Here is a 24,920-nt window from a genome sequence, read left to right as displayed (position 1 = left end):
ACTGAAGTCTGCTTCGGCAAGACGCCTTGCTTTTTACTTTTCATCAGACAATCTGTGTGGGCACTACAAAGGCAGGTTCTTTAAGGTAAGGAGGTGATCCAACCGCAGGTTCCCCTACGGTTACCTTGTTACGACTTCACCCCAGTCATGAATCACAAAGTGGTAAGCGCCCTCCCGAAGGTTAAGCTACCTACTTCTTTTGCAACCCACTCCCATGGTGTGACGGGCGGTGTGTACAAGGCCCGGGAACGTATTCACCGTGGCATTCTGATCCACGATTACTAGCGATTCCGACTTCATGGAGTCGAGTTGCAGACTCCAATCCGGACTACGACATACTTTATGAGGTCCGCTTGCTCTCGCGAGGTCGCTTCTCTTTGTATATGCCATTGTAGCACGTGTGTAGCCCTGGTCGTAAGGGCCATGATGACTTGACGTCATCCCCACCTTCCTCCAGTTTATCACTGGCAGTCTCCTTTGAGTTCCCGGCCTAACCGCTGGCAACAAAGGATAAGGGTTGCGCTCGTTGCGGGACTTAACCCAACATTTCACAACACGAGCTGACGACAGCCATGCAGCACCTGTCTCACAGTTCCCGAAGGCACCAAGGCATCTCTGCCAAGTTCTGTGGATGTCAAGACCAGGTAAGGTTCTTCGCGTTGCATCGAATTAAACCACATGCTCCACCGCTTGTGCGGGCCCCCGTCAATTCATTTGAGTTTTAACCTTGCGGCCGTACTCCCCAGGCGGTCTATTTAACGCGTTAGCTCCGGAAGCCACACCTCAAGGGCACAACCTCCAAATAGACATCGTTTACGGCGTGGACTACCAGGGTATCTAATCCTGTTTGCTCCCCACGCTTTCGCACCTGAGCGTCAGTCTTCGTCCAGGGGGCCGCCTTCGCCACCGGTATTCCTCCAGATCTCTACGCATTTCACCGCTACACCTGGAATTCTACCCCCCTCTACGAGACTCAAGCCTGCCAGTTTCGAATGCAGTTCCCAGGTTGAGCCCGGGGATTTCACATCCGACTTGACAGACCGCCTGCGTGCGCTTTACGCCCAGTAATTCCGATTAACGCTTGCACCCTCCGTATTACCGCGGCTGCTGGCACGGAGTTAGCCGGTGCTTCTTCTGCGGGTAACGTCAATTGCTGCGGTTATTAACCACAACACCTTCCTCCCCGCTGAAAGTACTTTACAACCCGAAGGCCTTCTTCATACACGCGGCATGGCTGCATCAGGCTTGCGCCCATTGTGCAATATTCCCCACTGCTGCCTCCCGTAGGAGTCTGGACCGTGTCTCAGTTCCAGTGTGGCTGGTCATCCTCTCAGACCAGCTAGGGATCGTCGCCTTGGTGAGCCGTTACCTCACCAACTAGCTAATCCCATCTGGGCACATCCGATGGCAAGAGGCCCGAAGGTCCCCCTCTTTGGTCTTGCGACATTATGCGGTATTAGCTACCGTTTCCAGTAGTTATCCCCCTCCATCGGGCAGTTTCCCAGACATTACTCACCCGTCCGCCACTCGTCAGCAAAGCAGCAAGCTGCTTCCTGTTACCGTTCGACTTGCATGTGTTAGGCCTGCCGCCAGCGTTCAATCTGAGCCATGATCAAACTCTTCAATTTAAGTTTGATGCTCCTAGAATTAAACGTCGTAATGAATTACGTGTTCACTCTTTGAGACTTGGTATTCATTTTTCGTCTTGCGACGTTAAGAATCCATGTCACTCTGAGTGCCCACACAGATTGTCTGATAAATTGTTAAAGAGCAGTTGCGACGCGCTTTAGCGCTCTGTCGCGAGGTGGCGTATATTACGCTTTCCTCTTTCAGAGTCAACCCTGATTTTCAGGATTTTTCTCTTCAACCGAACCGGCTGTTTGTGTGAAGTGATTCACATCCGCCGTGTCGATGGAGGCGCATTATAGGGAGTCGACTCAGGAAGACAAGCGGAAAAATGCAGTTTTATTTCAACCGCTCACCTTTTAACCACAATGCTTATTTTTGCTGCTTTTTTATCGCCGATGGCAGATCAGCAAGACTATTTAATACCCAATCTGCCGCATTTTCTGCTTCCGCAGTAATGGGCTTGCCGGTTCGCACTAACACTTTTGTCCCGACTCCTGCCGCAGCCGCAGCCTGCATATCTTCTAATTTGTCGCCCACCATATAAGACGCGGCCATATCAATGTGCAGGAAATCGCGGGCCGAGATCAGCATACCGGGATGCGGCTTACGACAATCACAAACCTGGCGATACTCTTCCACACTGCCTTGCGGGTGGTGTGGACAATAATAGATACCGTCGAGGTCGACATCGCGATCGGCCAGTGACCAGTCCATCCACTCTGTTAATGTTTCAAACTGCGCTTCGGTAAATTTGCCGCGCGCAATCCCTGACTGGTTGGTGACAACTACCAGCGCATAGCCCAGTGTTTTAAGCTCGCGCATAGCATCAATAACACCGTCGATAAATTCGAACTCGTCGATTTCGTGTACGTAGCCGTGATCAACATTAATTGTGCCGTCACGGTCGAGAAAAATAGCGGGTACGGACTTTGCCACCTTTTATAGCTCCTGAATAAGGCATGTGGCGCTAGTATCGCATGTTTCGGCAGGCAAGAAAGTGCTCATCGTAGAAACCCTGATTGATTTAGACGTCTGGATGCCTTAACATCCATTTTGTTGACGGCTTTTGACCGCATCAGACAGACGAAAATGCCACGGTAACTTCATTACGATAATAAATAATCAATGATTAAACTTTCGAATATCACCAAAGTGTTCCATCAGGGGACCCGCACCATTCAGGCGTTGAATAACGTTAGCCTGCATGTTCCTGCCGGACAAATTTATGGCGTTATCGGTGCCTCAGGCGCAGGTAAAAGTACGCTGATCCGCTGTGTAAACCTGCTGGAGCGCCCGACAGAAGGAAGCGTTCAGGTTGGCGGACAGGAACTGACGACGCTATCAGAATCTGAACTGACTAAGGCGCGTCGTCAGATTGGCATGATTTTCCAGCACTTCAACCTGCTGGCCTCCCGAACCGTTTTTGGTAACGTCGCGCTGCCGCTGGAACTCGATAACACCCCAAAAGAAGAAATTAAGCGCCGCGTGACGGAACTGCTCGATCTCGTTGGCTTGGGTGATAAGCACGACAGCTACCCTGCGAATCTGTCTGGTGGTCAGAAACAGCGTGTCGCTATCGCCCGTGCACTGGCAAGTCAGCCAAAAGTGTTGCTGTGTGATGAAGCGACCAGTGCGCTGGACCCAGCCACTACTCGCTCCATTCTTGAACTGCTGAAAGACATTAACCGTCGCCTTGGCCTGACCATTCTACTGATCACGCACGAAATGGACGTGGTGAAACGCATCTGCGACTGCGTAGCCGTCATCAGCAACGGTGAGCTGATTGAGCAAGATACCGTCAGCGAAGTGTTTTCCCACCCGAAAACGCCCCTGGCGCAGAAATTTATTCAGTCCACACTGCATCTGGATATTCCGGAAGATTATCTGGCACGCCTCAAAGCGGAATCGACGACCGACAGCGTCCCGATGTTGCGCATGGAATTCACCGGTCAGTCGGTGGATGCGCCGCTGCTTTCCGAAACAGCGCGCCGCTTTAACGTGAATAACAACATTATTAGCGCGCAGATGGATTACGCCGGCGGCGTGAAGTTCGGCATCATGCTGACTGAAATGCACGGCACACAAGAAGAAACGCAAGCCGCGATCGCCTGGCTGCAGGAACACCATGTAAAAGTAGAGGTACTGGGTTATGTCTGAGCCGATGATGTGGCTGCTGGTTCGTGGCGTCTGGGAAACGCTGGCGATGACCTTCGTATCCGGGTTCTTTGGTTTTGTGATTGGTCTTCCCGTTGGCGTGCTGCTGTACGTCACGCGTCCCGGGCAAATCATTGAGAACGCGAAGCTCTACCGCACACTGTCTGCGGTTGTGAACATCTTCCGTTCGATTCCGTTCATTATTCTGCTGGTATGGATGATTCCGTTCACTCGTGTGATTGTCGGGACATCAATCGGTTTGCAGGCTGCCATTGTTCCGCTCACCGTCGGCGCGGCGCCGTTTATCGCCCGTATGGTGGAAAACGCCCTGCTGGAAATCCCGACCGGCCTGATTGAAGCGTCCCGCGCAATGGGCGCAACACCGCTGCAAATTGTACGTAAGGTGCTGCTGCCAGAAGCCCTGCCAGGGCTGGTAAACGCTGCGACAATTACGCTGATTACCCTGGTTGGTTATTCCGCCATGGGCGGTGCCGTGGGTGCCGGCGGTCTTGGACAGATCGGCTATCAGTACGGCTATATTGGATACAATGCTACTGTTATGAATACGGTACTGGTATTACTCGTTGTTCTGGTTTATTTAATTCAGTTCGCGGGCGATCGCATCGTCCGGACTGTGACGCACAAGTAACGTTCTACAAAACACAATTATCACATTAAGGAAATAAGCATGGCGTTCAAATTCAAAACCATTGCGGCAGTCGGCGCCCTGATTGGTTCTCTGGCACTCGTGGGTTGCGGTCAGGATGAAAAAGATCCAAACCACATCAAAGTCGGCGTGATTGTCGGTGCGGAACAGCAGGTAGCTGAAGTCGCACAAAAAGTTGCGAAAGAAAAATACGGTCTGGACGTCGAACTGGTGACCTTCAATGACTACGTTCTGCCGAACGAAGCGCTGAGCAAAGGCGATATCGATGCCAACGCCTTCCAGCACAAACCGTATCTGGATCAGCAGATCAAAGATCGCGGATACAAGCTGGTTGCCGCAGGCAATACCTTCGTTTATCCGATTGCGGGCTACTCTAAAAAAATCAAATCTCTGGATGAGCTTCAGGATGGCGCACAGGTAGCGGTTCCGAACGATCCAACCAACCTGGGCCGTTCTCTGCTGCTGCTGCAAAAAGTCGGTCTGATCAAACTTAAAGATGGCGTGGGTCTGCTGCCGACCTCACTGGATATCGTCGGGAACCCGAAAAATCTGAAAATTGTTGAACTGGAAGCCCCTCAGTTGCCGCGTTCTCTTGACGATGCGCAAATTGCTCTGGCGGTAATCAACACCACTTATGCCAGCCAGATCAACCTGACGCCGGCGAAAGACGGTATCTTCGTTGAAGATAAAGATTCCCCGTACGTCAACCTGATCGTGACCCGTGAAGATAACAAAGACGCGGAGAACGTGAAGAAATTCGTTCAGGCCTATCAGTCTGACGAAGTTTACGAAGCCGCCAATAAAGTCTTCAACGGTGGTGCTGTTAAGGGCTGGTAATTTTTAGGCGCTTTTCACAATCTGTAATATCATTCAGGACGGGCGTTTGCCCGTCTTGTCATTTATGCAAGCTCCTGATTCAATATGTGACAGTTAGATCATTCATTGAGGAAATATTATGCGTGCTTTACCGATCTGTTTATTGGCACTCATGCTGAGCGGCTGTTCCATGCTAAGCAGATCCCCTGTTGAACCCGTTCAAAGCACCGCAACCCCGCCAAAAGCGGAGCCGGAAAAACCGAAAGCGCCGCGCGCTGTTCCCGTCAGAATTTACACCAATGCTGAAGATCTGGTCGGCAAGCCGTTCCGCGATCTCGGTGAAGTGACCGGTGAATCCTGTCAGGCCTCTAACCAGGACTCTCCGCCGAACATCCCGACAGCACGTAAACGCATGCAGATTAATGCGTCAAAAATGAAAGCCAATGCCGTGTTACTGCATAGCTGTGAAGTCACCAGCGGGACGCCGGGTTGTTATCGTCAGGCTGTCTGCATTGGTTCTGCGCTCAACATCTCGGCTAAATGAGTCATTTTCAGTTTGAGCAAATCGGTGTCATTCGCTCGCCTTACAAAGAGAAGTTCGCCGTTCCCCGCCAGCCAGGGCTGGTAAAAAGCGTCAACGGCGAACTGCACCTGCTGTCTCCTTACAATCAGGCCGATGCGGTACGCGGTCTTGAAGCATTCAGCCACTTATGGGTGATCTTTGTTTTCCATCAGACGATGGAAGGGGGATGGCACCCCACCGTGCGCCCGCCTCGTCTTGGCGGCAATGCGCGGATGGGCGTATTTGCTACGCGCTCAACATTTCGCCCCAATCCCGTCGGCATGTCGCTGGTTGAACTGAAAGGCGTTGTCTGTCAGAAAGATCAGGTCATTCTGCAACTGGGCAGTCTGGATCTGGTTGACGGTACGCCGGTCATCGATATCAAGCCTTACCTGCCGTTCGCGGAATCGCTACCGAATGCGACCGCCAGCTACGCGCAACAGGCACCGCAAGCCGAAATGTCGGTGAGTTTTACCGACGAGATTGAGCAACAGTTTCCCGCGCTGGAAAAACGTTATCCCCTGCTGAAGACGTTTATTCGTGATGTGTTGGCGCAGGATCCGCGTCCTGCCTATCGAAAAGGGGAAGAGACCGGTAAAAATTATGCTGTCTGGCTGCATGATTTCAACGTGCGCTGGCGCGTAACCGAGACGGGTTTTGAAGTCTTTGCGCTTGAACCCCGCTAATTTCACTCCCTTCTCTTTTGACATCCCTTTCTCGCTGGTAAACTGAGTTACTTTTTTTTGTGTCAGGCTCACATTGAGCCTGTTCGATCGTTCAACTGGAACCGTAACAACATGCGTACTAGCCAATATCTGCTCTCCACTCTGAAGGAGACACCTGCCGACGCCGAGGTGATCAGCCACCAGCTGATGCTACGCGCCGGGATGATCCGCAAGCTGGCCTCCGGGTTATACACCTGGCTGCCGACCGGCGTGCGCGTCCTGAAAAAAGTTGAGAACATCGTGCGTGAAGAGATGAACAACGCCGGTGCGATCGAGGTGTTAATGCCGGTGGTTCAACCTTCTGAACTGTGGCAAGAGAGTGGTCGTTGGGAACAGTACGGTCCGGAACTGCTGCGTATTGCTGACCGTGGCGATCGTCCGTTCGTACTTGGCCCAACGCATGAAGAAGTGATCACCGATCTGATTCGTAACGAGCTCAGCTCTTACAAACAGCTGCCGCTGAACTTCTACCAGATTCAGACTAAATTCCGTGACGAAGTGCGTCCGCGTTTCGGCGTGATGCGCTCCCGTGAATTCCTGATGAAAGATGCGTACTCTTTCCATACTTCTCAGGAATCTCTGCAGGAAACCTACGACGCGATGTACGCGGCTTATAGCAAGATCTTCAGCCGCATGGGGCTGGATTTCCGCGCGGTACAGGCTGACACCGGTTCTATCGGCGGCAGCGCCTCGCACGAATTCCAGGTACTGGCACAGAGCGGCGAAGACGATGTGATCTTCTCTGATTCCTCTGACTACGCGGCCAACATTGAATTTGCGGAAGCCGTTGCGCCAAAAGCGCCGCGCGCCGCTGCAACGCAAGAAATGACGCTGGTTGATACGCCGAACGCAAAAACTATCGCCGAGCTGGTTGAACAGTTTAGTCTGCCAATCGAGAAAACCGTGAAAACCCTGCTGGTGAAAGCCGTGGAAGACAGCAAGTCTCCGCTGGTCGCACTGCTGGTTCGCGGCGATCACGAATTGAACGAAGTCAAAGCGGAAAAACTGCCGCAGGTTGCCAGCCCGCTGACGTTTGCAACCGAAGAAGAGATCCGCGCGCTGGTGAATGCCGGTCCGGGTTCTTTGGGCCCGGTAAACATGCCAGTGCCGGTGATTATTGACCGTACCGTTGCCGCAATGAGTGATTTCGCGGCAGGCGCTAACGTGGATGGTAAGCATTACTTCGGCATTAACTGGGATCGCGATGTCGCAACCCCGGAAGTCGCTGATATCCGTAACGTCGTCGCCGGCGATCCAAGCCCGGATGGAAAAGGCACGTTGCTGATCAAACGCGGTATCGAAGTCGGTCATATCTTCCAGTTGGGCACCAAGTACTCGGAAGCAATGAAAGCCGCCGTCCAGGGTGAAGATGGCCGCAACCAGATCCTGACTATGGGTTGTTACGGTATCGGGGTCACACGCGTGGTAGCAGCGGCTATTGAGCAGAACTACGACGAGCGCGGGATCGTATGGCCTGACGCTATCGCGCCGTTCCAGGTGGCGATTCTGCCGATGAACATGCACAAGTCCTATCGTGTGCAGGAACTGGCGGAAAAACTGTATGCCGAACTGCGTGCGCAGGGCATCGAAGTGCTGATGGACGACCGTAAAGAGCGCCCAGGCGTGATGTTCGCCGATATGGAACTGATCGGTATTCCGCACACTATCGTGCTGGGCGACCGTAACCTCGACAACGACGATATTGAATACAAATACCGTCGCAATGGCGAGAAACAGTTGATAAAAACCGGCGACATCGTCAACTATTTGGTTAAACAGATTAAAGGCTGATGTCATAAGAGGCTCTGATTTTCAGGGCCTCTTTTTTACATGGATTGTATAAAATGGCTAAACTCACGGCGTATTACCGCCTGTTCCTCCCTTGCCTTCTTTTGCTTTCGGCCTGCACCGTTGACGTCAGCCCACCGAATAAATCCGCCGCCGCCATTGATGCACAATCCAAAAAATGGGCGGTTACATTCCAGCGCCAGAGCTCATTTACGAATAAAGCACTCGTCGAAATTACCGATACCGACCTTAAGCCAGGCGATCTGTTGTTCTCCTCCAGCCTCGGGGTGACCTCATTAGGCATCCGCGCGTTCAGCAATGCTTCCGTAAGCCATGTTGCCGTCTATCTGGGCGATAATGAAGTCGCAGAAGCCACCGGTGCTGGGGTACAAATCGTGTCACTCAAACAGGCGATGAAACACAGTGATAAACTTTTTGCCCTGAGAGTCCCGGAGCTGACTCCGCAACAGGCCGCTGAGATCAAAACCTTCGCCTATAAAATCAAAGACAGCGGCTATAACTATCGCGGTATCGTGGAATTCATTCCGTTTATGGTGACTCGCCAGATGTGTTCGCTAAACCCCTTCTCTGCGGATTTCCGGCAACAGTGCGTCAGCGGGCTGGCGAAAGCGCAGTTGAGCGATCCCCGCGAGGGAGAAAAAACGGCGTGGTTTTGCTCCGAATTCGTCACTGATGCGTTTACCAAAGCGGGACATCCGCTAACCCTGGCGCAATCGGGCTGGATCAGCCCTGCTGACCTGATGCACATGCGGGAAGGCGACGTTGCCGCATTTAAGCCAGAAACGCAGCTACGCTATGTCGGTCATTTGAAGTTAGGGATTTATATCAAGACGGGACGTTTTGTAGGACTGACGCGTTAAGCGCGATACACAATAGCAAAACTGCGGGTAAGACGATAACTGTCCAGTCACCCGGACAGCTATCATTGAGTCCATCACTCAGTCGGTGCAGCTCTTACCCGGAATAAATTTAATCTCTTTATCGGCCATCAGCGTTTTCACCGGCTCATGGGTATCCGGATTCGCCTCCAGCGTGAAGTGCCCTTCGACGGACAACAGCACCGGTTTCTCACTGGTGCCACGCGCCGCAAGATAACCGCGTTCCAGTTCTGCGTTACTGGCAACAGAAACCTGCTTTCCGGTTGCGCAGTCGGTAAAGGTCGCGGCATCCGCCATATAGAAATACATGCCACGCATCGCCATTGGCGTTACCGGCAAACTGGATTTCACCGGTTCAAGCGTATAGTTAAACTGTGATTCAACCGGATTGCCTTCCCGATCCAACATCTCCAGCGCTTCGCCTTTCGCGCGATAATAAGACTTCTCACCCTGACTGTCGGTCAGCACCAGTTTATCGGCCGTGCGCGCCCAGGTGCCGTAGGAAGCAAAAGAAGACGGCTCTTCACGCACGCCCTGATAGCGTTCGTTCATTACCCATGTGCCATCTTTCTCCAGAAACAGTGAGGTCTCAATACCCTCGCAGTCGGCACAAGGCAGAATGCCCCGCCAGCTTTGCTGCATCGGTTTTAATTCTGCAACCTGAGTCGGCTGGATAACATCAACCTCTGAACGGTTGTTACAGCCAATCAATGCGAAGAGCGTAAATGCCGCCATCGCTGAAAGTAGTGTTTTTTTCACCCTGACTCCCTATCACATTTTATTCCTGCCCGTCAGTCATCACGACGGACTTTACCGCGAAGGGCTTTTACTGAGGATTTCTGCGCCTTCGAGTTTAATCTTCGCTCTTTCGATGCCCGCGTCGGTCGGGTTGCGCGTCGGCTTTTTTGTACTGCGGTGAGCTCTTTTATAACCGCTACCAGTCTGGCAATCGCCGCTTCCCGGTTAAGTTCCTGGTTGCGGTACTCCTGCGCCTTAATAATCATCACGCCATCAGCGGTAATCAGATGATGGCTGGCAGCCAGCAGACGGTCCTTATAATACTCTGGCAGGCTGGAGGCCCGAATGTCAAAACGCAAATGTATCGCCGTTGAGGTCTTATTGACGTGCTGTCCTCCTGCGCCCTGGGCGCGAATGGCGGTGATCTCCAGCTCATCGTCGGGGATCGAGACAGTCCGCGAAATGACGATCATACCGGTTGTTGCCACGGCGTCAGATGAATTTCCAGATTATTCTGAGAATCAGACAGCCAGATCTCCCCGTCCTGAATTGTCGCCTGTAGCGTCATGGTACGGCTCGCAAAGGCGCTTAGCTGGGCCAGTTGTTCATCATCCAGATACCAGACAGTGAGATTCGAAAACTGCGCGCATTTGCTTTGATTCTGCTGCCACCAGATCTGCGCCGCCCGGCTATTGTAGGCAAACAGCGCCACATCAGCAGCCTGCGAACACGCTTTCTTAATACGGCGCTCATCCGGTAGCCCCAGTTCAACCCACAAGTCGATACCCAGATGATCGTTACGCAACCACGCTTCCGGTTCATCCTCTGCGCTTAAGCCACGCGTAAACTGGAGACGCTCATCCGCATACTTAATCCACGCCAGCAGACGCAACATCATTCGTTCCTGGGTTTCAGAGGGGTGACGCGCCAGCGTCAACGCCGCATCAAGAAACTGGTTGCGGTCAAGGTCAGCCACGTTGACGACGGCTTTATAAATTGTCGCTTTAAGCGCCATGGAAAAACTCCTTTCGAATCAGGCAGCCATTGTAGCGAAAAAGGAGCCAAAAGGCTGTCCGGGGATCATCAATCAGGCGCTGATATTGCGTGAATGGCTGTGGTATAGTCACCTTGCTAAACAGAGTTTATCTTCGTAGGCTTAGACTTGCATCCACGGTTAAGTCAGAATGCTGACAGGAGGGCATGTGGAAAAATATTGTGAGTTAATACGCAAGCGGTATGCGGAAATCGCCAGCGGAGACTTAGGGTATATCCCGGATGCGCTGGGTTGCGTATTGAAGGTGCTTAATGAAATAGCGGCAGACAGTGCCCTTTCAGAGTCGGTCAGGGAAAAGGCGGCGTATGCTGCGGCGAACTTACTGGTGAGCGATTATGTCAATGAATGATACATACCAACCCATCAACTGTGATGACTACGACAACCTTGAGCTCGCCTGCCAGCATCATTTATTACTGACGCTGGAACTGAAAGATGGTGAAGTTTTGCAAGCGAAAGCCAACGATTTGGTTTCACGGAAAAACGTGGAATACCTAATCACCGAGGTTGCGGGTGAAACGCGCGAGCTTCGTCTCGATAAAATTGTCAGCTTCAGCCATCCGGAAATCGGTACCGTGGTGGTTAGCGAATCCTGAACCCATATTGCCTGGTGGCGCTGCGCCATCAGGCATTTCCACCGATTTGATCCCACACCAGTCTCACCCCCGACTCCTCACCCGCCGCGCCGTCACGCGTGACAAATACGCCTGCAGCCGCAATCAGCGTTTCGCCGTAAAACAGCAATGGCGTGGTATCTCGTCGCCAGGAAGGTACATTCAACTCCTGCCAGATTTTCTTGAGCTTGCGGCCACCGCTACGGCCAACGATATGCAGCATTCCCGGCGCTTTAAAACGGATACTGACACGCTCATCCTCATGAGGCGCGCGTAATTCGTCCCCCACCAGTAACCGCAGATGGCCCAGCCCGGCAGGCAACGTGAGCGGTAACTGCCAGCGAGGCCAGGGCAGTATTGTCTCACTTTGTCCGACAACAGATTTAATCCACCACAACTGTCCCTGAAAGCGCCGCACCTCGTACTCGCCGAAACGCAGGCACGGTGACGCATCTTCACGCGCCAGCGCCACCTCCTGCCAGAGACGTTCCAGTCCATCGCGTGAAGGCATCGGCGCATTTTTCGCCGCCAGCCAGCGGCGAAGTAGCGCAGCGCGCCGGACACGGCTCATCGCCATGAGCGGCGTTAACTCCAGCGTGCCGTTATCTGTGGTGCAAGAAGACAGTTCATCGGCAAGCAGTTCATCCAGCAGACTCTCTTGTTCAGCACACAGCGCTGCGCTGCGTGCCGTGGCGTCAGCGAAATGCTGCCAGCGCTGTTGCAGAAGCGGCAGAACCTGCAAACGCAGGAAGTTGCGATCGTAGGCGTCATCCTGATTGCTTTCATCTTCAATCCAGCGAAGCTGATGTTGCCTTGCCCATTGCTCCAGTGCCGCACGGGGTTGTGTCAAAAACGGACGAATGAGTAACGTGCCCGCAAACGCAGCACTCTCCGCCATTGCAGACAGCCCAGCCGGTCCGCTGCCGCGTTTGAGCGCCAGCAAAAAGGTTTCACACTGATCGTCAAGATGCTGGGCAGTCACCAACACCTCACCGGGCAATAGCGCATCGGCAAATGCCTGATACCGCGCCTGCCGGGCCTGCGCTTCGATTCCCAGCCCGGCGTCCACCAACGTGACCCGCTCCACCACCAGCGGAACCTGCCATTGCGCGCAGATGGCTTCACAGTGTGCCACCCACTCATCGGCGTGAGCGCTAAGTCCATGATGGATGTGCATGGCGCGAAGCGAGAGGGTCGGTTGTTGCATCCGCCATTGCACCAGTTGGTGTAAAAGCACGGTAGAGTCCAGACCGCCGCTAAAGGCGACCAGTATCTGTCGGGAAGTGATAAGCGAGGTGTTCAGCGTGAGTGTTGTCATAGCGGTTATTTACAGTGACGTTGCCCGGCACGTTACCGGGCAATCGTCACAATAACAAGCCTTACTGCTCATACAATTCGAGCGGCAGGCCATCCGGGTCTTTAAAAAAGGTGAAGCGCTTGTTGGTGAAGGGATCAATGCGGATGGCTTCACAATTTACGTGATTCGCTTCCAGATGCGCTACCGCATTATCCAGGTTATCCACGCTGAACGCCAGATGGCGCAAGCCACAGGCTTCCGGATGCCCTGGACGCGCCGGCGGGAAAGGAAATGAAAAAAGCTCAATCACATATTGTCCATTCAGCGCCAGATCGCCCTTCCACGAGTCTCGTTCTGCGCGATAGGCCTCGCTCAGCAGCGTAAACCCCAAAATATCGCAATAGAAGGACTTACTCGCGGCATAGTCTGTCGCAATAATCGCAATATGGTGAACCTGTTTTAATCCCAGCATAGTGTCTTCACTCCGTTATTTATCATCAGCACGTTACCCGCCCGGGAGCGCTGAAGGCAAGTCGTCATGCCGTTTTTAAGACTCGTACGAGGTATACGCCGTCGTCATCCTGTTTCGCCCCGTGAATATCCGTTTCAAAGCCCGGATAACGCTGACCAACAGAACAGAGCATCAGCAGAAAATCGAGTACGGCGCGACTCTGCTCGGTGAGCATTTCTCCCGGCATCAGCAGCGGCACGCCGGGAGGGTATGGCAGGATCATATTCGCCGACACACGTCCCACCAGTTGATCGAGGGGGACCGTTTCGACTTCGCCTTTGATCTGTCGCTGCCAGGCCTGATGCGGCGTCATGATCATTTCCGGCAATGTATCAAACGCACGCAGCATCAGACCGGAAAGATCGTGTTGGCGGATGAGCTGGTGGATCCCTTGCGCCAGATCCTGAATACGCATGTTGCGATAAAAATCAGGATCTTCTGCATACAGATCCGGCAGCATATTCTTCACGCGCAAATTGAGATCGTAAGAGCGTTTAAATTCGGTCAGTCCACGCAACAGCCCCATTGCCCGGGTTTTATCGATACCAATACTGAAGAGAAACAGCAGATTGTACGGCCCGGTTTTCTCCACCACCACGCCGCGCTCATCAAGGAATTTCGCCACCAGCGCGGCGGGGATCCCCTCGTTACTCATCTCCCCTTGCTCGTTCATACCGGGCGTCAGGATCGTGACTTTTACCGGATCGAGGAACATATGGTCATCGTCGGCATCGGTAAATCCGTGCCAGTCTTCACCGGGTGCCACCGGCCAGCACGCGGCTTCATCAACCTCTTCCGGCTGCCAGATATCAAAGAACCAACCGTCAGACTCTTCACGTAGCCGCTGCACTTCTTTGCGAAAATGTAACGCGCGCTCCACAGAGCGATTGATTAATCGCTTACCGGAATTTCCCCGCAGCATCGCTGCCGCCGTCTCGATGGAGGCGACAATCGGATAACTCGGCGAGGTCGAGGTGTGCATCATAAACGCTTCGTTGAAGGTCTCTTCGTCATAATCCCCTTTAATATGAATCAGCGACGCCTGCGATAGCGCCGCCAACATTTTGTGGGTGGATTGCGTTTCGAAAATCACCTTGCCAGGCACCCGTTCACCGCTCATCCCGCTTTTCCCCTGATAAATGGGATGAAAGTGGGTATAGGGCACCCAGGCAGAATCGAAGTGGATAGAGGGGACATCCAGCGTCTGTTTGATCCAGTTAGTGTTATACAGCAGGCCGTCATAGGTTGAGTTAGTGATCACGGCATGAACTGGCCACTGCGCCTGCGCCGTGGTGGCAACTTTGTTCGCAATACTCTCGCGCGTGAACTCACGCTTCGGAATGCCGCCCAGAATACCGAGCGCATTACGCGTTGGTTTCAGCCAGATCGGCACGACGTCGCTCATCATCAACAAATGCGCGAGCGACTTATGGCAGTTACGGTCAATCAACAGCGTACTGCCGGTTGGCGCGGCATACATCCCCACAATTTTGTTTGAGGTGGAGGTGCCGTTAGTCACCATATAACTCTGCTCTGCGCCGAACGTTCGGGCGATATACTCTTCAGCCTCCAGATGTGGCCCGGTGTGATCGAGTAACGAACCCAGTTCAGTGACTGATATCGACACATCCGCTTTCAGGGTATTGCCACCGAAAAAGTCATAGAACAGGCAGCCAACCGGACTTTTTTGATAGGCCGTTCCGGCCATGTGACCCGGCGTGCAGAAGGTGTATTTCCCCTCTTTCACATAGGTGAACAGCGCTCTGGTAAAAGGCGGCGTGATATTGTCAAGGTACTCGTTGGTGTACTGGCGAATGCGCGTCGCGATATCTTCCGCCTGCCCGAGCGCATACTCGAAAAACCATAGCGCCATGCGCATGTCGTGAACGCTGACATCCATCGTCGAATGCGTGTTGATAAACGCATACAGCGGTAAATACTCATTGAGCTGGTTAATCTCACTGCACAAATCGAGACTGTACTCATCCCAGTCAAAAATCACCCCACAAATGCGCGGGTTGTGTTCGATAAATTTCAGCAGGTCGACGCTGTTTTGCGGCCAGATAATCTGAAATCCCTGTGATTGCAGCGCACGCTCAAGCTCGTTAATGGGCTCGTCTTTATAAAAAACCCCGTGCGGCCCCATAATGGCGATGATATTCATGCGTTCCTCCTGGAAAAACCTTAGCTAATCATAGCCTGTTCAAACCGCAGGTAAAAAAAAGGGCCACAAATTGTGGCCCTTTTCGGAATGGTCAACGCTTACGCGTAGCCGTAGCTCATCAGACGCTGATAGCGACGGTTTTTCAAATCTTCTGTGCTCAATACATCGAGATCCGCGAGGTCCGCCAGCAGCTGCGCTTTCAGCGAAGCCGCCATCGCTTCCGGATTACGATGCGCGCCGCCCAGCGGTTCCGGGATGATGGAATCAATCAGCTTCAGCTCTTTCAGACGTGGCGCAATGATCCCCATCGCTTCTGCGGCCAGCGGCGCTTTGTCCGCACTTTTCCACAGAATGGAAGCACAGCCTTCCGGAGAGATAACGGAATAGGTGCTGTATTGCAGCATATTCACTTTATCGCCCACGCCGATCGCCAGCGCGCCACCGGAACCGCCCTCGCCGATCACGGTGCAGATAACCGGCACGCTCAGACGTGACATTTCACGCAGGTTACGGGCGATAGCTTCGGACTGACCGCGCTCTTCGGCACCCACGCCTGGGTAAGCCCCCGGAGTGTCGATAAAGGTAATGATCGGCATGTTGAAACGCTCGGCCATTTCCATCAGACGCAGCGCTTTACGATAGCCTTCCGGCGCCGGCATCCCGAAGTTACGACGGATTTTCTCTTTGGTCTCGCGGCCTTTCTGATGACCAATGATCATCACCGGACGACCGTCCAGACGCGCAATGCCGCCGACGATAGCTTTATCGTCCGCATAAGCGCGATCGCCCGCCAGTTCGTCAAATTCATCAAACGCCAGGCGAACATAATCCAGGGTGTAAGGACGCTGCGGATGGCGTGCCAGTTGGGCAACCTGCCATGCGCCAAGATCGGCGAAGATTTTACGCGTCAGTTCTACGCTTTTTTCACGCAGACGATGCACTTCTTCATCGATGTTAATATCCAGTTTCTCGTCCTGACGGCTCACCGCAGTCAGAGAATCGATTTTTGCTTCCAGCTCTGCAATCGGCTGTTCAAAATCAAGGAAATTCAGACTCATAGTATTCCTGTATTAGTCAAACTCCAGTTCCACCTGCTCCGAACCAATGAGGCCACGGAGATCGTTAAGCAAACGATCGCTCGGAGAGACACGCCACGTCGCGCCAAAACGCAACCGCGCGCGTGCATCCGCCCTCTGATAGTAGAGATGTACTGGAATTGTCCCCGAGCGGTGGGGTTCCAGAGACTGACGGAGTCGGTTTAAAAGCTGGTCATCAATTTGCCTGTCCGTCAGCGAGATAGCAAGCCCGCGAGCATATTTTTCCCGGGCTTCGTCAATATCCATCACTTCGCGGGCGGTCATTTTAAGCCCCCCGCTGAAGTCATCAAAGCTGACCTGTCCGCTGACGATAAGTATGCGGTCTTTTTCCAGCAATTGCTGGTATTTATCCAGGGCGTCGGTAAATAACATCACCTCCAGACGTCCGGAACGGTCATCCAGCGTACAGATGCCGATACGATTGCCGCGCTTGGTGACCATAACCCTTGCGGCAATGACGAGCCCCGCAGCCGTGGTCACTTTACCACGTTCTGTCGGATGCATGTCTTTCAGCCGGTAGCCTCCGACATAGCGCTCAATTTCTTTCAAATACTGGTTGATCGGGTGACCCGTCAGGTACAACCCCAACGTTTCGCGTTCCCCATCTAACACCACCTGCTCTGGCCACGGCTGGCAGCTGGCGTAGGATTGTTCAATTTGCTCCGGCTCTTCCGCCAGCACGCCGAACATATCTGCCTGACCAATCGCTTCTGCTTTCGCGTGCTGATCGGCGGCTTTCAGCGCATCGCCCAGCGAATTCATCAGCGCAGCACGATGCGGCCCCAGCCTGTCAAAGGCCCCGGACATGATCAATTTTTCCAGCACCCGCCGGTTGAGCTTTTTGGTATCGGTGCGCGCGCAAAGATCAAACAGCTCACGGAAATAGCCGCCGTTGTTACGCGCCTCAATGATCGCCTCGATCGGGCCTTCACCCACGCCTTTGATCGCGCCGATACCGTAGACAATCTCGCCATCGTCGTTGACGTGGAAGTGGTACAGCCCGGAGTTGATATCCGGCGGCAGGATTTTCAGCCCCATGCGCCAGCATTCATCCACCAGCCCTACCACCTTCTCGGTGTTGTCCATATCGGCAGTCATTACCGCCGCCATAAACTCAGCAGGATAGTGCGCTTTCAGCCACAGCGTCTGGTAAGAGACCAGCGCGTAGGCAGCAGAGTGCGATTTGTTAAACCCGTACCCGGCGAATTTCTCCACCAGGTCGAAGATTTTCATCGCCAGTTCGCCGTCAATACCGTTTTTCTTCGCGCCGTCTTCAAAGATGGAGCGCTGTTTGGCCATCTCTTCCGGCTTTTTTTTACCCATCGCACGACGCAGCATATCCGCACCGCCAAGAGTATAGCCAGAAAGCACCTGGGCAATCTGCATGACCTGTTCCTGATACAGGATGATGCCGTAGGTTGGCTCCAGTACTGGTTTCAGGCTTTCGTGTTGCCACTGCACATCCGGATAGGAGATCTCTTCGCGCCCGTGCTTACGGTCGATGAAGTTATCTACCATCCCAGACTGCAACGGCCCCGGACGGAACAGGGCCACCAGGGCTATCATATCTTCGAAGCAGTCAGGCTGTAGACGCTTAATCAGGTCTTTCATGCCGCGGGATTCAAGCTGGAAGACCGCCGTGGTTTCCGAGCGTTGCAGCATATCGAAGCTTTTCTTATCGTCCAGCGGGATAGCGGCAATATCCAGCGGCGGCTCACCGTTCTTTTCACGGCGGGCGTTAATCATCTCCAGCGCCCAGTTAATGATAGTGAGTGTACGCAAGCCAAGGAAGTCGAACTTCACGAGGCCGGCATATTCCACGTCGTTTTTATCAAACTGGGTAACCGGGTGCAGCCCCTGTTCATCACAGTACAGCGGCGCAAAATCGGTGATTTTCGTCGGGGCGATAACCACACCACCAGCGTGTTTACCGGCGTTTCGGGTCACGCCTTCCAGCTTACGCGCCATGTCGATCAGCGCTTTAACCTCTTCATCTGCCTCGTAGATTTCTGGCAGTTGCGGTTCAGCCTCGAAGGCTTTCGCCAGCGTCATCCCCGGATCGGGGGGCACCAGTTTCGAAATACGATCGACAAAGCCGTACGGGTGGCCCAGTACGCGACCCACGTCGCGGATCACCGCTTTCGCCGCCATCGTACCGAAGGTAATAATCTGCGATACCGCATCACGGCCATACATGTCGGCCACGTGTTCAATCACCTGGTCGCGTTTCTCCATACAGAAGTCAACGTCGAAGTCAGGCATCGAGACACGTTCCGGGTTAAGGAAACGTTCGAACAGCAGGTCAAATTCCAGCGGGTCGAGGTCGGTAATTTTCAGCGCGTAAGCCACCAGCGAGCCCGCACCGGAACCACGGCCTGGCCCTACCGGCACGCCGTTATCTTTCGACCACTGGATAAATTCCATCACGATGAGGAAGTAACCCGGGAACCCCATCTGGTTGATCACCTGCAGTTCAATATCCAGACGTTCATCGTAAGGCGGCCGCTTTTCTTTTCGCACGGCTTCATCCGGGAATAAGAAGGCCAGACGCTCTTCCAGCCCTTCTTTCGATTTCTGGACCAGAAAATCTTCCGTGGTCATATCGCCTGTCGGGAACTGCGGCAGGAAATACTCGCCCAGACGTACCGTTACGTTACAGCGTTTGGCAATTTCAACGGCGTTTTCCAACGCTTCCGGAATATCAGAGAAGAGTTCGCACATCTCCTCTTCCGAGCGCATATATTGCTGCGGCGAGTAATTACGCGGACGTTTGGGATCGTCGAGGGTGAAACCATCGTGGATAGCAACGCGAATTTCATGCGCGTCAAAGTCATCACTGTTGATAAAGCGCACGTCGTTGGTGGCGACCACCGGCAAACCGCGCGCTTCCGCCAGCGCAACGGCAGCATGAAGATAGTTCTCTTCATCGGGACGACCAGTGCGGATAAGCTCAAGGAAGTAACGATCCGGGAAGTGTTCTTCATAGAACGCGACACACTCATCAACCAGCGCGCCGTTACCGCGAAGCAGACTGCGCCCGACGTCACCCATGCGCCCGCCGGAAAGCAGGATCAACCCTTCTTTCAGTTCGATCAGCCAGTCACGGTCGATGATCGGCCCCGCCGCGCCATAGCCGCGTTGATAGGCTTTTGAAATCAACAGCGTCAGATTTTGGTACCCGGTGTTATTGGCGGCAAGCACTGTCAGATGCGTCAGTTCATCCCCCATCAGCTCGCTCTGAACATGGAAATCAGCGCCAACAATGGGTTTAATCCCTGCACCATGACCCGCTCCGTAGAACTTCACCAGACCACAGAGGTTAGTAAAATCGGTGATCGCCAGCGCAGGCATGCCCAACGCGGCCGCCTTTTTCACCAGCGGCCCGGTTTTTGCCAGCCCATCGATCATGGAGTAGTCGCTGTGCACCCGCAGGTGGACGAAACGAGGTTCAGACATCTTCAGATTCCTTCGACACAAGAATCAGGACGCGAGTCCCAGTGCGCGTTTAACGGGAGCAAAACTACGTCGGTGATGCTCCGTTGCGCCATGTTCAGCCAGTTTTTCCAGATGGAAAGCGGTTGGATACCCTTTGTGCTGGGCAAAACCATATTGCGGGAAAACGCTATCCAACGCGGCCATTTCGGCGTCACGCGTGACTTTTGCAAGAATAGACGCGGCGCTGATCTCCGCCACCCGACTGTCGCCCTTCACTACCGCCAGAGACGGCACAGGTAATGCCGGACAGCGATTACCATCGATCAGCACATATTCCGGCGCAATATGTAACCCCGCCACCGCTCGCTGCATGGCCAACATCGTGGCGTGGAGTATATTCAGCTCATCGATCTCGTGCGGTTCCGCACGACCGAGGCTCCAGCTCAACGCTTTTTCTTTGATTTCGTCATACAGCGCCAGACGGCGCTTTTCAGATAATTTTTTGGAATCGTTAAGACCCACAATCGGGCGAGCCGGGTCGAGGATCACGGCTGCGGTAACGACCGCGCCAACCAACGGACCACGTCCGACTTCATCCACACCCGCCACTAAGTGCGTGTGTGGATAAACAAATTCGATCATCGTGCTAACTCCAGGACCGCATCCGCCGCCTGCTCATCAGCATTACAGCGGATCTGCTGATGCAGTTCGCGGAAAGTATCGTGCATCGCATGACTGGTTTTACCGTTCGCCAGTAAAGGGAGAAGCGCCTCAGCCAGCTTTTGCGGCTCGCACTCTTCCTGCAACAGCTCTTTCACCAGTTCCCTTCCCGCCAGCAGGTTTGGCAGCGAGACATAATCTGTCTTCACCAGTCGCTTCGCCAGCCAGAACGTAAAGGGCTTCATGCGATATCCCACCACCATCGGGCATTTGGCCAGCATGCACTCGAGCGCAGCGGTACCGGATGCCAGCAACGCGGCATCGCTGGCAATCATCGCTTCTCGCGCCATCCCATCCAACATATGGACGGAAAGCGTCGGGGCGACTTCTGCTTTGATCTGCTCAAACTGCTCGCGCCGTTTGGCGTTCACCAATGGCACCACCACCTCAAGATCAGGATAGGTCTGGCGCAACAATTGGGCCGTTTTCAGGAAGTCGGCACTGAGCATTTCGACTTCCGCACCGCGACTGCCGGGTAATAACGCCAGACAGTGCGCGTCACGGGGGATCCCCAGCACATCTCGCGCCGCGTTTTTATCCGGGTCCAGAGGCATCGCGTCCGCCATGGTGTGACCGATAAAACGGCACGGCACGTTGTACTTGTCGTAAAACGCTTTTTCGAAAGGCAGAAAAGCCAGAACCATATTGGTGGATCTGCCTATTTTGAAAACGCGTTTCTGTCGCCACGCCCAGACGGACGGACTGACGTAATGAATCGTTTTGATACCCTGTTTTTTCAGATTCCCTTCGAGGGTGATATTGAAATCGGGTGCATCTATACCAACGAAAACATCGGGCTGCAGCTCAGTGAATCGACGAGTCAGATCGGCGCGGATATGCAGCAGACGACGCAGGCGTCCAAGCACTTCCACAATGCCCATCACCGCCAGTTCTTCCATTTCATACCAGGCTTCACAGCCTTCGGCCTGCATACGTGGGCCTGCGACGCCGACAAAACGCGCGTCGGGAACACGCGCCTTCAGCGCCCGGATTAAGCCAGCACCAAGAATATCGCCGGAGGTTTCTCCGGCGACCAGGGCAATCGTTAAGGGGCGCTGCTCAGCCATTAACGAATCAGACCGCGCGTTGAGCGGGCAAAGAAATCGCTGAACGCCTGTACTTCCGGATACTGCTTCGCCAGTTCGGCGATTTCCGGTTTTACGTCTTCCAGCGTTTTGCCGCTACGGTACAACGCTTTGTAAGCATTGCGGATGGCGGTGATTGCTTCGCGAGTAAATCCGCGACGCTTCAGCCCTTCGATGTTGACGCCAAACGGCGTCGCGTGGTTGCCCTGCGCAATAACGTACGGCGGAACGTCCTGAGCAACGCCAGAACAGCCGCCAACCATCACGTGTGCACCAATAATGCAGAACTGGTGCACAGCGGTCATGCCACCGATGATGACATAATCATCCAGGGAGACGTGACCCGCTAGCGTGGCGTTATTAGCCAGAATACAGCGATCCCCTATTGTGCAATCGTGTGCCACATGAGCATTGATCATCAGTAAGTTATCGCTGCCCACCTTCGTCAATCCACCGCCCTGCACTGTGCCACGATGAATGGTAACGCTTTCGCGAATGCGGTTACGATCGCCAATTTCCACACGGGTCGGTTCACCAGCATATTTCAGATCCTGGTTCACTTCGCCAATGGAGGCGAACTGATATATCTCGTTATCGCGGCCAATTTTGGTATGACCATTCACGACAACGTGAGACTTCAGTACGGTACCCTCACCAATTTCAACATGGGGTCCAACAAGGCAAAAAGGACCAATGTGAACGTTAGCGCCAAGTGAAGCGCCCTCTTCCACAATGGCGGTCGGATGAACAAAGGCGGAATTATCAATCACGTATCAGGCCTCCCGGCTACGAGCGCACATCATCGTTGCTTCGCAAACTACTTTACCGTCGACCAGAGCAACCCCTTTGAAGCGGGTCAGGCCACGGCGCGTTTTCTCGAAAGTGACTTCCATGATCATCTGATCGCCTGGCACGACAGGACGCTTAAAGCGCGCTTCATCGATACCGGCGAAATAATAGAGTTCTCCCGGCTCCAGTTTACCAACGCTTTTAAACGCCAGAATACCGGTAGCCTGTGCCATGGCTTCCAGAATCAGCACGCCAGGGAAAATCGGTTTACCCGGGAAATGCCCCTGGAAAAACGGCTCGTTAACGGAGACATTTTTCACTGCGCGCAGAAAACGACCTTCTTCAAAGTCCAGCACGCGATCAACCAGTAAAAACGGAAAACGGTGCGGCAGAAGTTCTAAAATCTCTTCAATATGCAGAGTATGAGTGTTAGTAGTCAAAATACTCTTCCTGTCCAAATATGCTAAAAGCCAATAATAACACGGCCTGCCGCAATCGTATGAATGCCGACAGGCCGTAAAGTATGTGTGACCGGGTGAGAGTTTAGTCTTGTTGATTAACCTTGCGCTCAATGGCTTTGAGGCGCTTGCTCATATCATCAATGTTCATCACCAGTGCGGCTGTCTTACGCCATACTTTGTTAGGTTGCAGCGGAATGCCTGAGGAATAGACGCCTGGTTCAGTGATGGGACGCATCACCATCCCCATGCCCGTCACGGTCACCTTATCGCATATTTCCATATGCCCGTTGATCACGCTGGCACCGCCGATCATACAGTAACGGCCAATCTTCAGGCTGCCCGCCATAATGACGCCACCGGCAACCGCCGTATTGTCGCCAATCACAACGTTATGTGCAATCTGGCACTGGTTATCAATGATAACCCCATTGCCGATCACAGTGTCATCCAGTGCGCCACGATCAATAGTGGTACAAGCGCCGATCTCCACACGATCGCCAATAATAACGCGACCTAACTGCGGGATCTTCACCCAGTTGCCGCGATCGTTGGCATAGCCAAAACCGTCAGCACCAATGACCGTACTGGACTGGATCAGGCAATTCTCACCGATCTGAATGTCGTGGTAAACCGATACATTCGCCCACAGACGCGAACCGGCCCCAATTTTCGTATTTTTCCCGACGAAGCAGCCCGGGCCGATAACCACGTTATCGCCAAGCTCCACGCCAGACTCAATCACCGCATTTGCGCCAATTGAAACATTGCTACCCAGCGTTGCCGTCGCATCAACTACTGCACTCGGTGCAATGTTCTGTGCCGGCTGCGGCGTGGTATCTAAAATTTGCGCCATTCGCGCGTACGTCAGGTAAGGATTTTTCACAACCAACGCAGCACTCTTAGCAAAAGGAAGATCGTCCTGCGTCATGACAACGGCAGACGCCTGGCATAAGGCCAGGTGCTCACGGTATTTTGGATTCACCATGAAGGTGATGTGACCCGTTTGCGCAGATTGCATGGACGCAACGCCGGTGATGACGATATCGCCATCACCGTGTAATTCTGCATCCAACTGTTCTGCTAAATCAGCCAGTCGAATTGAAGGCATTACTTATTTAACCTGTTTCAGTACGTCAGCGGTGATGTCTTTTACATCGCTGCTGTTATAAGCAACGGTGTTTGCGTCAACGACCAGATCGATGCTCTGGCTGCTGGCAACAGATTTCACTGCAGTCTGGATACGGGTAACCAGTTTGCCACGTTCTTCGTTGGAACGACGTGCACGATCCTGCTCAAAAGCCTGCGCTTTCTGAGAGAAGGTCTGGCGCTGAGCCATCACGTCTTTTTCCAGCTTAGTACGATCGCTGCCCGCTTTCATGGACTGCAGACGCTGCATTTTAGATTGCAGATCGGATTCCATACGCTGCAGTTCGCTCGCGCGGCCTTTAAACTCATTTTCCAACGTGTTGGAAACACCGGTCTTCTGTGCAACCTGCTGGAACAGGCTACCCATGTTGACGATAGCAATTTTGTCAGCAGCCTGTGCAGACGTAACCATTGCTAAACCGAGACCTGCCGCTAATAACCACTTTTTCACAATAAACTCCTTACCATCCCATTTGCACCCGAAGGTGCAGTTCTTTGCGTGGCCAGGCGATCCCATGCAAGATGATCGCCTTAAGTCATCGCTACACTACCATTACATTCCTTTGCGA

At 53.5% G+C, this 24,920-nt stretch carries 24 protein-coding genes and 1 rRNA gene; 9 read left to right on the top strand and 16 right to left on the bottom strand.

The annotated features are described in order from the left end of the window. Positions 1-86 precede the first annotated feature (86 nt). Positions 87-1,628 (bottom strand): 16S ribosomal RNA (locus HVX64_RS05700). A 370-nt stretch (positions 1,629-1,998) separates the two neighbouring features. Continuing rightward, the gene (gmhB, locus tag HVX64_RS05695) at positions 1,999-2,565 is read right to left on the bottom strand and encodes a D-glycero-beta-D-manno-heptose 1,7-bisphosphate 7-phosphatase (RefSeq protein WP_042997843.1); all 567 of its coding nucleotides are present in this window, start codon (positions 2,563-2,565) and stop codon (positions 1,999-2,001) included. A gap of 189 nt (positions 2,566-2,754) precedes the next feature. On the opposite strand from gmhB, the gene metN reads away from it, so the two are divergent. The 7 genes from metN to HVX64_RS05660 all read left to right on the top strand — a co-directional run bounded on the left by metN (position 2,755) and on the right by HVX64_RS05660 (position 9,222). Beyond that, positions 2,755-3,786 carry a methionine ABC transporter ATP-binding protein MetN gene (gene metN / locus HVX64_RS05690; protein ID WP_042997844.1) on the top strand — a complete coding sequence of 344 codons (1,032 nt, stop codon included), beginning with the start codon at positions 2,755-2,757 and terminating at the stop codon, positions 3,784-3,786. Next, positions 3,779-4,432, top strand: a complete 654-nt coding sequence (locus HVX64_RS05685) for a methionine ABC transporter permease MetI (RefSeq protein WP_042323638.1) — start codon at positions 3,779-3,781, stop codon at positions 4,430-4,432. The genes metN and HVX64_RS05685 overlap by 8 nt, the downstream gene beginning before the upstream one ends. A gap of 39 nt (positions 4,433-4,471) precedes the next feature. After that, a complete protein-coding gene (metQ, locus tag HVX64_RS05680; RefSeq protein ID WP_042997845.1) occupies positions 4,472-5,287 on the top strand; it encodes a methionine ABC transporter substrate-binding lipoprotein MetQ in 816 nt (271 codons plus the stop codon). 118 nt (positions 5,288-5,405) lie between these two features. Continuing rightward, a complete protein-coding gene (rcsF, locus tag HVX64_RS05675) occupies positions 5,406-5,810 on the top strand; it encodes an Rcs stress response system protein RcsF (RefSeq protein WP_042323642.1) in 405 nt (134 codons plus the stop codon). Then, a complete protein-coding gene (tsaA, locus tag HVX64_RS05670; RefSeq protein WP_044255345.1) occupies positions 5,807-6,514 on the top strand; it encodes a tRNA (N6-threonylcarbamoyladenosine(37)-N6)-methyltransferase TrmO in 708 nt (235 codons plus the stop codon). The genes rcsF and tsaA overlap by 4 nt, the downstream gene beginning before the upstream one ends. 111 nt (positions 6,515-6,625) lie before the next feature. Continuing rightward, positions 6,626-8,344, top strand: coding sequence for a proline--tRNA ligase (gene proS, locus HVX64_RS05665; protein ID WP_042997847.1), 1,719 nt, complete (start codon positions 6,626-6,628; stop codon positions 8,342-8,344). Positions 8,345-8,397: 53 nt separating this feature from the next. Next, positions 8,398-9,222 carry a YaeF family permuted papain-like enzyme gene (locus tag HVX64_RS05660; RefSeq protein WP_044255351.1) on the top strand — a complete coding sequence of 275 codons (825 nt, stop codon included), beginning with the start codon at positions 8,398-8,400 and terminating at the stop codon, positions 9,220-9,222. 78 nt (positions 9,223-9,300) lie between these two features. On the opposite strand, the gene nlpE is transcribed toward HVX64_RS05660, so the two are convergent. The 3 genes from nlpE to HVX64_RS05645 are packed head-to-tail and all read right to left on the bottom strand — an operon-like array spanning position 9,301 to position 10,993. Next, positions 9,301-9,999, bottom strand: a complete 699-nt coding sequence (nlpE, locus tag HVX64_RS05655) for an envelope stress response activation lipoprotein NlpE (RefSeq protein ID WP_042997849.1) — start codon at positions 9,997-9,999, stop codon at positions 9,301-9,303. Positions 10,000-10,031: 32 nt separating this feature from the next. Then, the gene (gene arfB, locus HVX64_RS05650; RefSeq protein ID WP_044255354.1) at positions 10,032-10,451 is read right to left on the bottom strand and encodes an alternative ribosome rescue aminoacyl-tRNA hydrolase ArfB; all 420 of its coding nucleotides are present in this window, start codon (positions 10,449-10,451) and stop codon (positions 10,032-10,034) included. After that, complete coding sequence (locus HVX64_RS05645; RefSeq protein WP_044255357.1) at positions 10,448-10,993, bottom strand: YaeQ family protein; 546 nt, start codon at positions 10,991-10,993, stop codon at positions 10,448-10,450. The genes arfB and HVX64_RS05645 overlap by 4 nt, the downstream gene beginning before the upstream one ends. Before the next feature lie 187 nt (positions 10,994-11,180). Between HVX64_RS05645 and HVX64_RS05640 the strand changes: the two genes are divergently transcribed. Further along, the gene (locus HVX64_RS05640; protein WP_042323658.1) at positions 11,181-11,381 is read left to right on the top strand and encodes a YaeP family protein; all 201 of its coding nucleotides are present in this window, start codon (positions 11,181-11,183) and stop codon (positions 11,379-11,381) included. Further along, positions 11,368-11,628, top strand: coding sequence for a Rho-binding antiterminator (gene rof / locus HVX64_RS05635; RefSeq protein ID WP_042323659.1), 261 nt, complete (start codon positions 11,368-11,370; stop codon positions 11,626-11,628). The genes HVX64_RS05640 and rof overlap by 14 nt, the downstream gene beginning before the upstream one ends. Positions 11,629-11,656: 28 nt before the next feature. Here rof and tilS read toward each other — a convergent pair whose 3' ends face one another. The 11 genes from tilS to skp all read right to left on the bottom strand — a co-directional run bounded on the left by tilS (position 11,657) and on the right by skp (position 24,802). Continuing rightward, positions 11,657-12,964, bottom strand: a complete 1,308-nt coding sequence (gene tilS / locus HVX64_RS05630; RefSeq protein ID WP_044255360.1) for a tRNA lysidine(34) synthetase TilS — start codon at positions 12,962-12,964, stop codon at positions 11,657-11,659. A 61-nt stretch (positions 12,965-13,025) separates the two neighbouring features. Further along, on the bottom strand, positions 13,026-13,415 hold the full coding sequence (locus HVX64_RS05625; protein WP_042997853.1) for a VOC family protein: 390 nt from the start codon (positions 13,413-13,415) through the stop codon (positions 13,026-13,028). A gap of 64 nt (positions 13,416-13,479) precedes the next feature. Further along, positions 13,480-15,618 carry a lysine decarboxylase LdcC gene (ldcC, locus tag HVX64_RS05620; RefSeq protein ID WP_044255363.1) on the bottom strand — a complete coding sequence of 713 codons (2,139 nt, stop codon included), beginning with the start codon at positions 15,616-15,618 and terminating at the stop codon, positions 13,480-13,482. A 98-nt stretch (positions 15,619-15,716) separates the two neighbouring features. Then, positions 15,717-16,676, bottom strand: coding sequence for an acetyl-CoA carboxylase carboxyl transferase subunit alpha (accA, locus tag HVX64_RS05615; RefSeq protein WP_042997855.1), 960 nt, complete (start codon positions 16,674-16,676; stop codon positions 15,717-15,719). A gap of 12 nt (positions 16,677-16,688) precedes the next feature. Beyond that, entirely contained in the window at positions 16,689-20,171 is a 3,483-nt protein-coding gene (gene dnaE, locus HVX64_RS05610; protein WP_044255366.1) for a DNA polymerase III subunit alpha, read from the bottom strand. A gap of 24 nt (positions 20,172-20,195) precedes the next feature. Further along, positions 20,196-20,792 (bottom strand): ribonuclease HII, encoded by a 597-nt coding sequence (rnhB, locus tag HVX64_RS05605; protein WP_042997857.1) that lies wholly within the window; start codon positions 20,790-20,792, stop codon positions 20,196-20,198. Beyond that, on the bottom strand, positions 20,789-21,937 hold the full coding sequence (gene lpxB / locus HVX64_RS05600) for a lipid-A-disaccharide synthase (RefSeq protein WP_042997858.1): 1,149 nt from the start codon (positions 21,935-21,937) through the stop codon (positions 20,789-20,791). Before lpxB ends, rnhB begins: the two co-directional genes overlap by 4 nt. Further along, on the bottom strand, positions 21,937-22,725 hold the full coding sequence (gene lpxA / locus HVX64_RS05595; protein WP_042997859.1) for an acyl-ACP--UDP-N-acetylglucosamine O-acyltransferase: 789 nt from the start codon (positions 22,723-22,725) through the stop codon (positions 21,937-21,939). The genes lpxB and lpxA overlap by 1 nt, the downstream gene beginning before the upstream one ends. 3 nt (positions 22,726-22,728) lie before the next feature. Beyond that, positions 22,729-23,184 carry a 3-hydroxyacyl-ACP dehydratase FabZ gene (gene fabZ, locus HVX64_RS05590; protein WP_003018528.1) on the bottom strand — a complete coding sequence of 152 codons (456 nt, stop codon included), beginning with the start codon at positions 23,182-23,184 and terminating at the stop codon, positions 22,729-22,731. Between the two features lie 103 nt (positions 23,185-23,287). Next, entirely contained in the window at positions 23,288-24,313 is a 1,026-nt protein-coding gene (gene lpxD, locus HVX64_RS05585) for a UDP-3-O-(3-hydroxymyristoyl)glucosamine N-acyltransferase (protein ID WP_042997860.1), read from the bottom strand. Between the two features lie 3 nt (positions 24,314-24,316). Continuing rightward, positions 24,317-24,802, bottom strand: a complete 486-nt coding sequence (gene skp, locus HVX64_RS05580) for a molecular chaperone Skp (protein WP_042323679.1) — start codon at positions 24,800-24,802, stop codon at positions 24,317-24,319. Between the last annotated feature and the right edge of the window lie 118 nt (positions 24,803-24,920).

The organism is Citrobacter sp. RHB20-C16, from assembly GCF_013890155.1.
GTDB classification, from domain to species: Bacteria; Pseudomonadota; Gammaproteobacteria; order Enterobacterales; family Enterobacteriaceae; genus Citrobacter_A; species Citrobacter_A amalonaticus.
Note: the sequence above shows the minus strand (reverse complement) of the source record. Positions and strands in the feature narration are given on the sequence as shown.

Coding starts and splice junctions, on each gene's coding strand:
- metQ (WP_042997845.1), top strand. CDS start 4,472: ATGGCGTTCAAATTCAAAACCATTGCGGCAGTCGGCGCCCTGATTGGT.
- accA (WP_042997855.1), bottom strand. CDS start 16,676: ATGAGTCTGAATTTCCTTGATTTTGAACAGCCGATTGCAGAGCTGGAA.
- proS (WP_042997847.1), top strand. CDS start 6,626: ATGCGTACTAGCCAATATCTGCTCTCCACTCTGAAGGAGACACCTGCC.
- rnhB (WP_042997857.1), bottom strand. CDS start 20,792: ATGATCGAATTTGTTTATCCACACACGCACTTAGTGGCGGGTGTGGAT.
- lpxD (WP_042997860.1), bottom strand. CDS start 24,313: ATGCCTTCAATTCGACTGGCTGATTTAGCAGAACAGTTGGATGCAGAA.
- HVX64_RS05645 (WP_044255357.1), bottom strand. CDS start 10,993: ATGGCGCTTAAAGCGACAATTTATAAAGCCGTCGTCAACGTGGCTGAC.
- arfB (WP_044255354.1), bottom strand. CDS start 10,451: ATGATCGTCATTTCGCGGACTGTCTCGATCCCCGACGATGAGCTGGAG.
- lpxB (WP_042997858.1), bottom strand. CDS start 21,937: ATGGCTGAGCAGCGCCCCTTAACGATTGCCCTGGTCGCCGGAGAAACC.
- ldcC (WP_044255363.1), bottom strand. CDS start 15,618: ATGAATATCATCGCCATTATGGGGCCGCACGGGGTTTTTTATAAAGAC.
- HVX64_RS05625 (WP_042997853.1), bottom strand. CDS start 13,415: ATGCTGGGATTAAAACAGGTTCACCATATTGCGATTATTGCGACAGAC.
- dnaE (WP_044255366.1), bottom strand. CDS start 20,171: ATGTCTGAACCTCGTTTCGTCCACCTGCGGGTGCACAGCGACTACTCC.
- HVX64_RS05660 (WP_044255351.1), top strand. CDS start 8,398: ATGGCTAAACTCACGGCGTATTACCGCCTGTTCCTCCCTTGCCTTCTT.
- HVX64_RS05685 (WP_042323638.1), top strand. CDS start 3,779: ATGTCTGAGCCGATGATGTGGCTGCTGGTTCGTGGCGTCTGGGAAACG.
- tsaA (WP_044255345.1), top strand. CDS start 5,807: ATGAGTCATTTTCAGTTTGAGCAAATCGGTGTCATTCGCTCGCCTTAC.
- tilS (WP_044255360.1), bottom strand. CDS start 12,964: ATGACAACACTCACGCTGAACACCTCGCTTATCACTTCCCGACAGATA.
- rcsF (WP_042323642.1), top strand. CDS start 5,406: ATGCGTGCTTTACCGATCTGTTTATTGGCACTCATGCTGAGCGGCTGT.
- metN (WP_042997844.1), top strand. CDS start 2,755: ATGATTAAACTTTCGAATATCACCAAAGTGTTCCATCAGGGGACCCGC.
- rof (WP_042323659.1), top strand. CDS start 11,368: ATGTCAATGAATGATACATACCAACCCATCAACTGTGATGACTACGAC.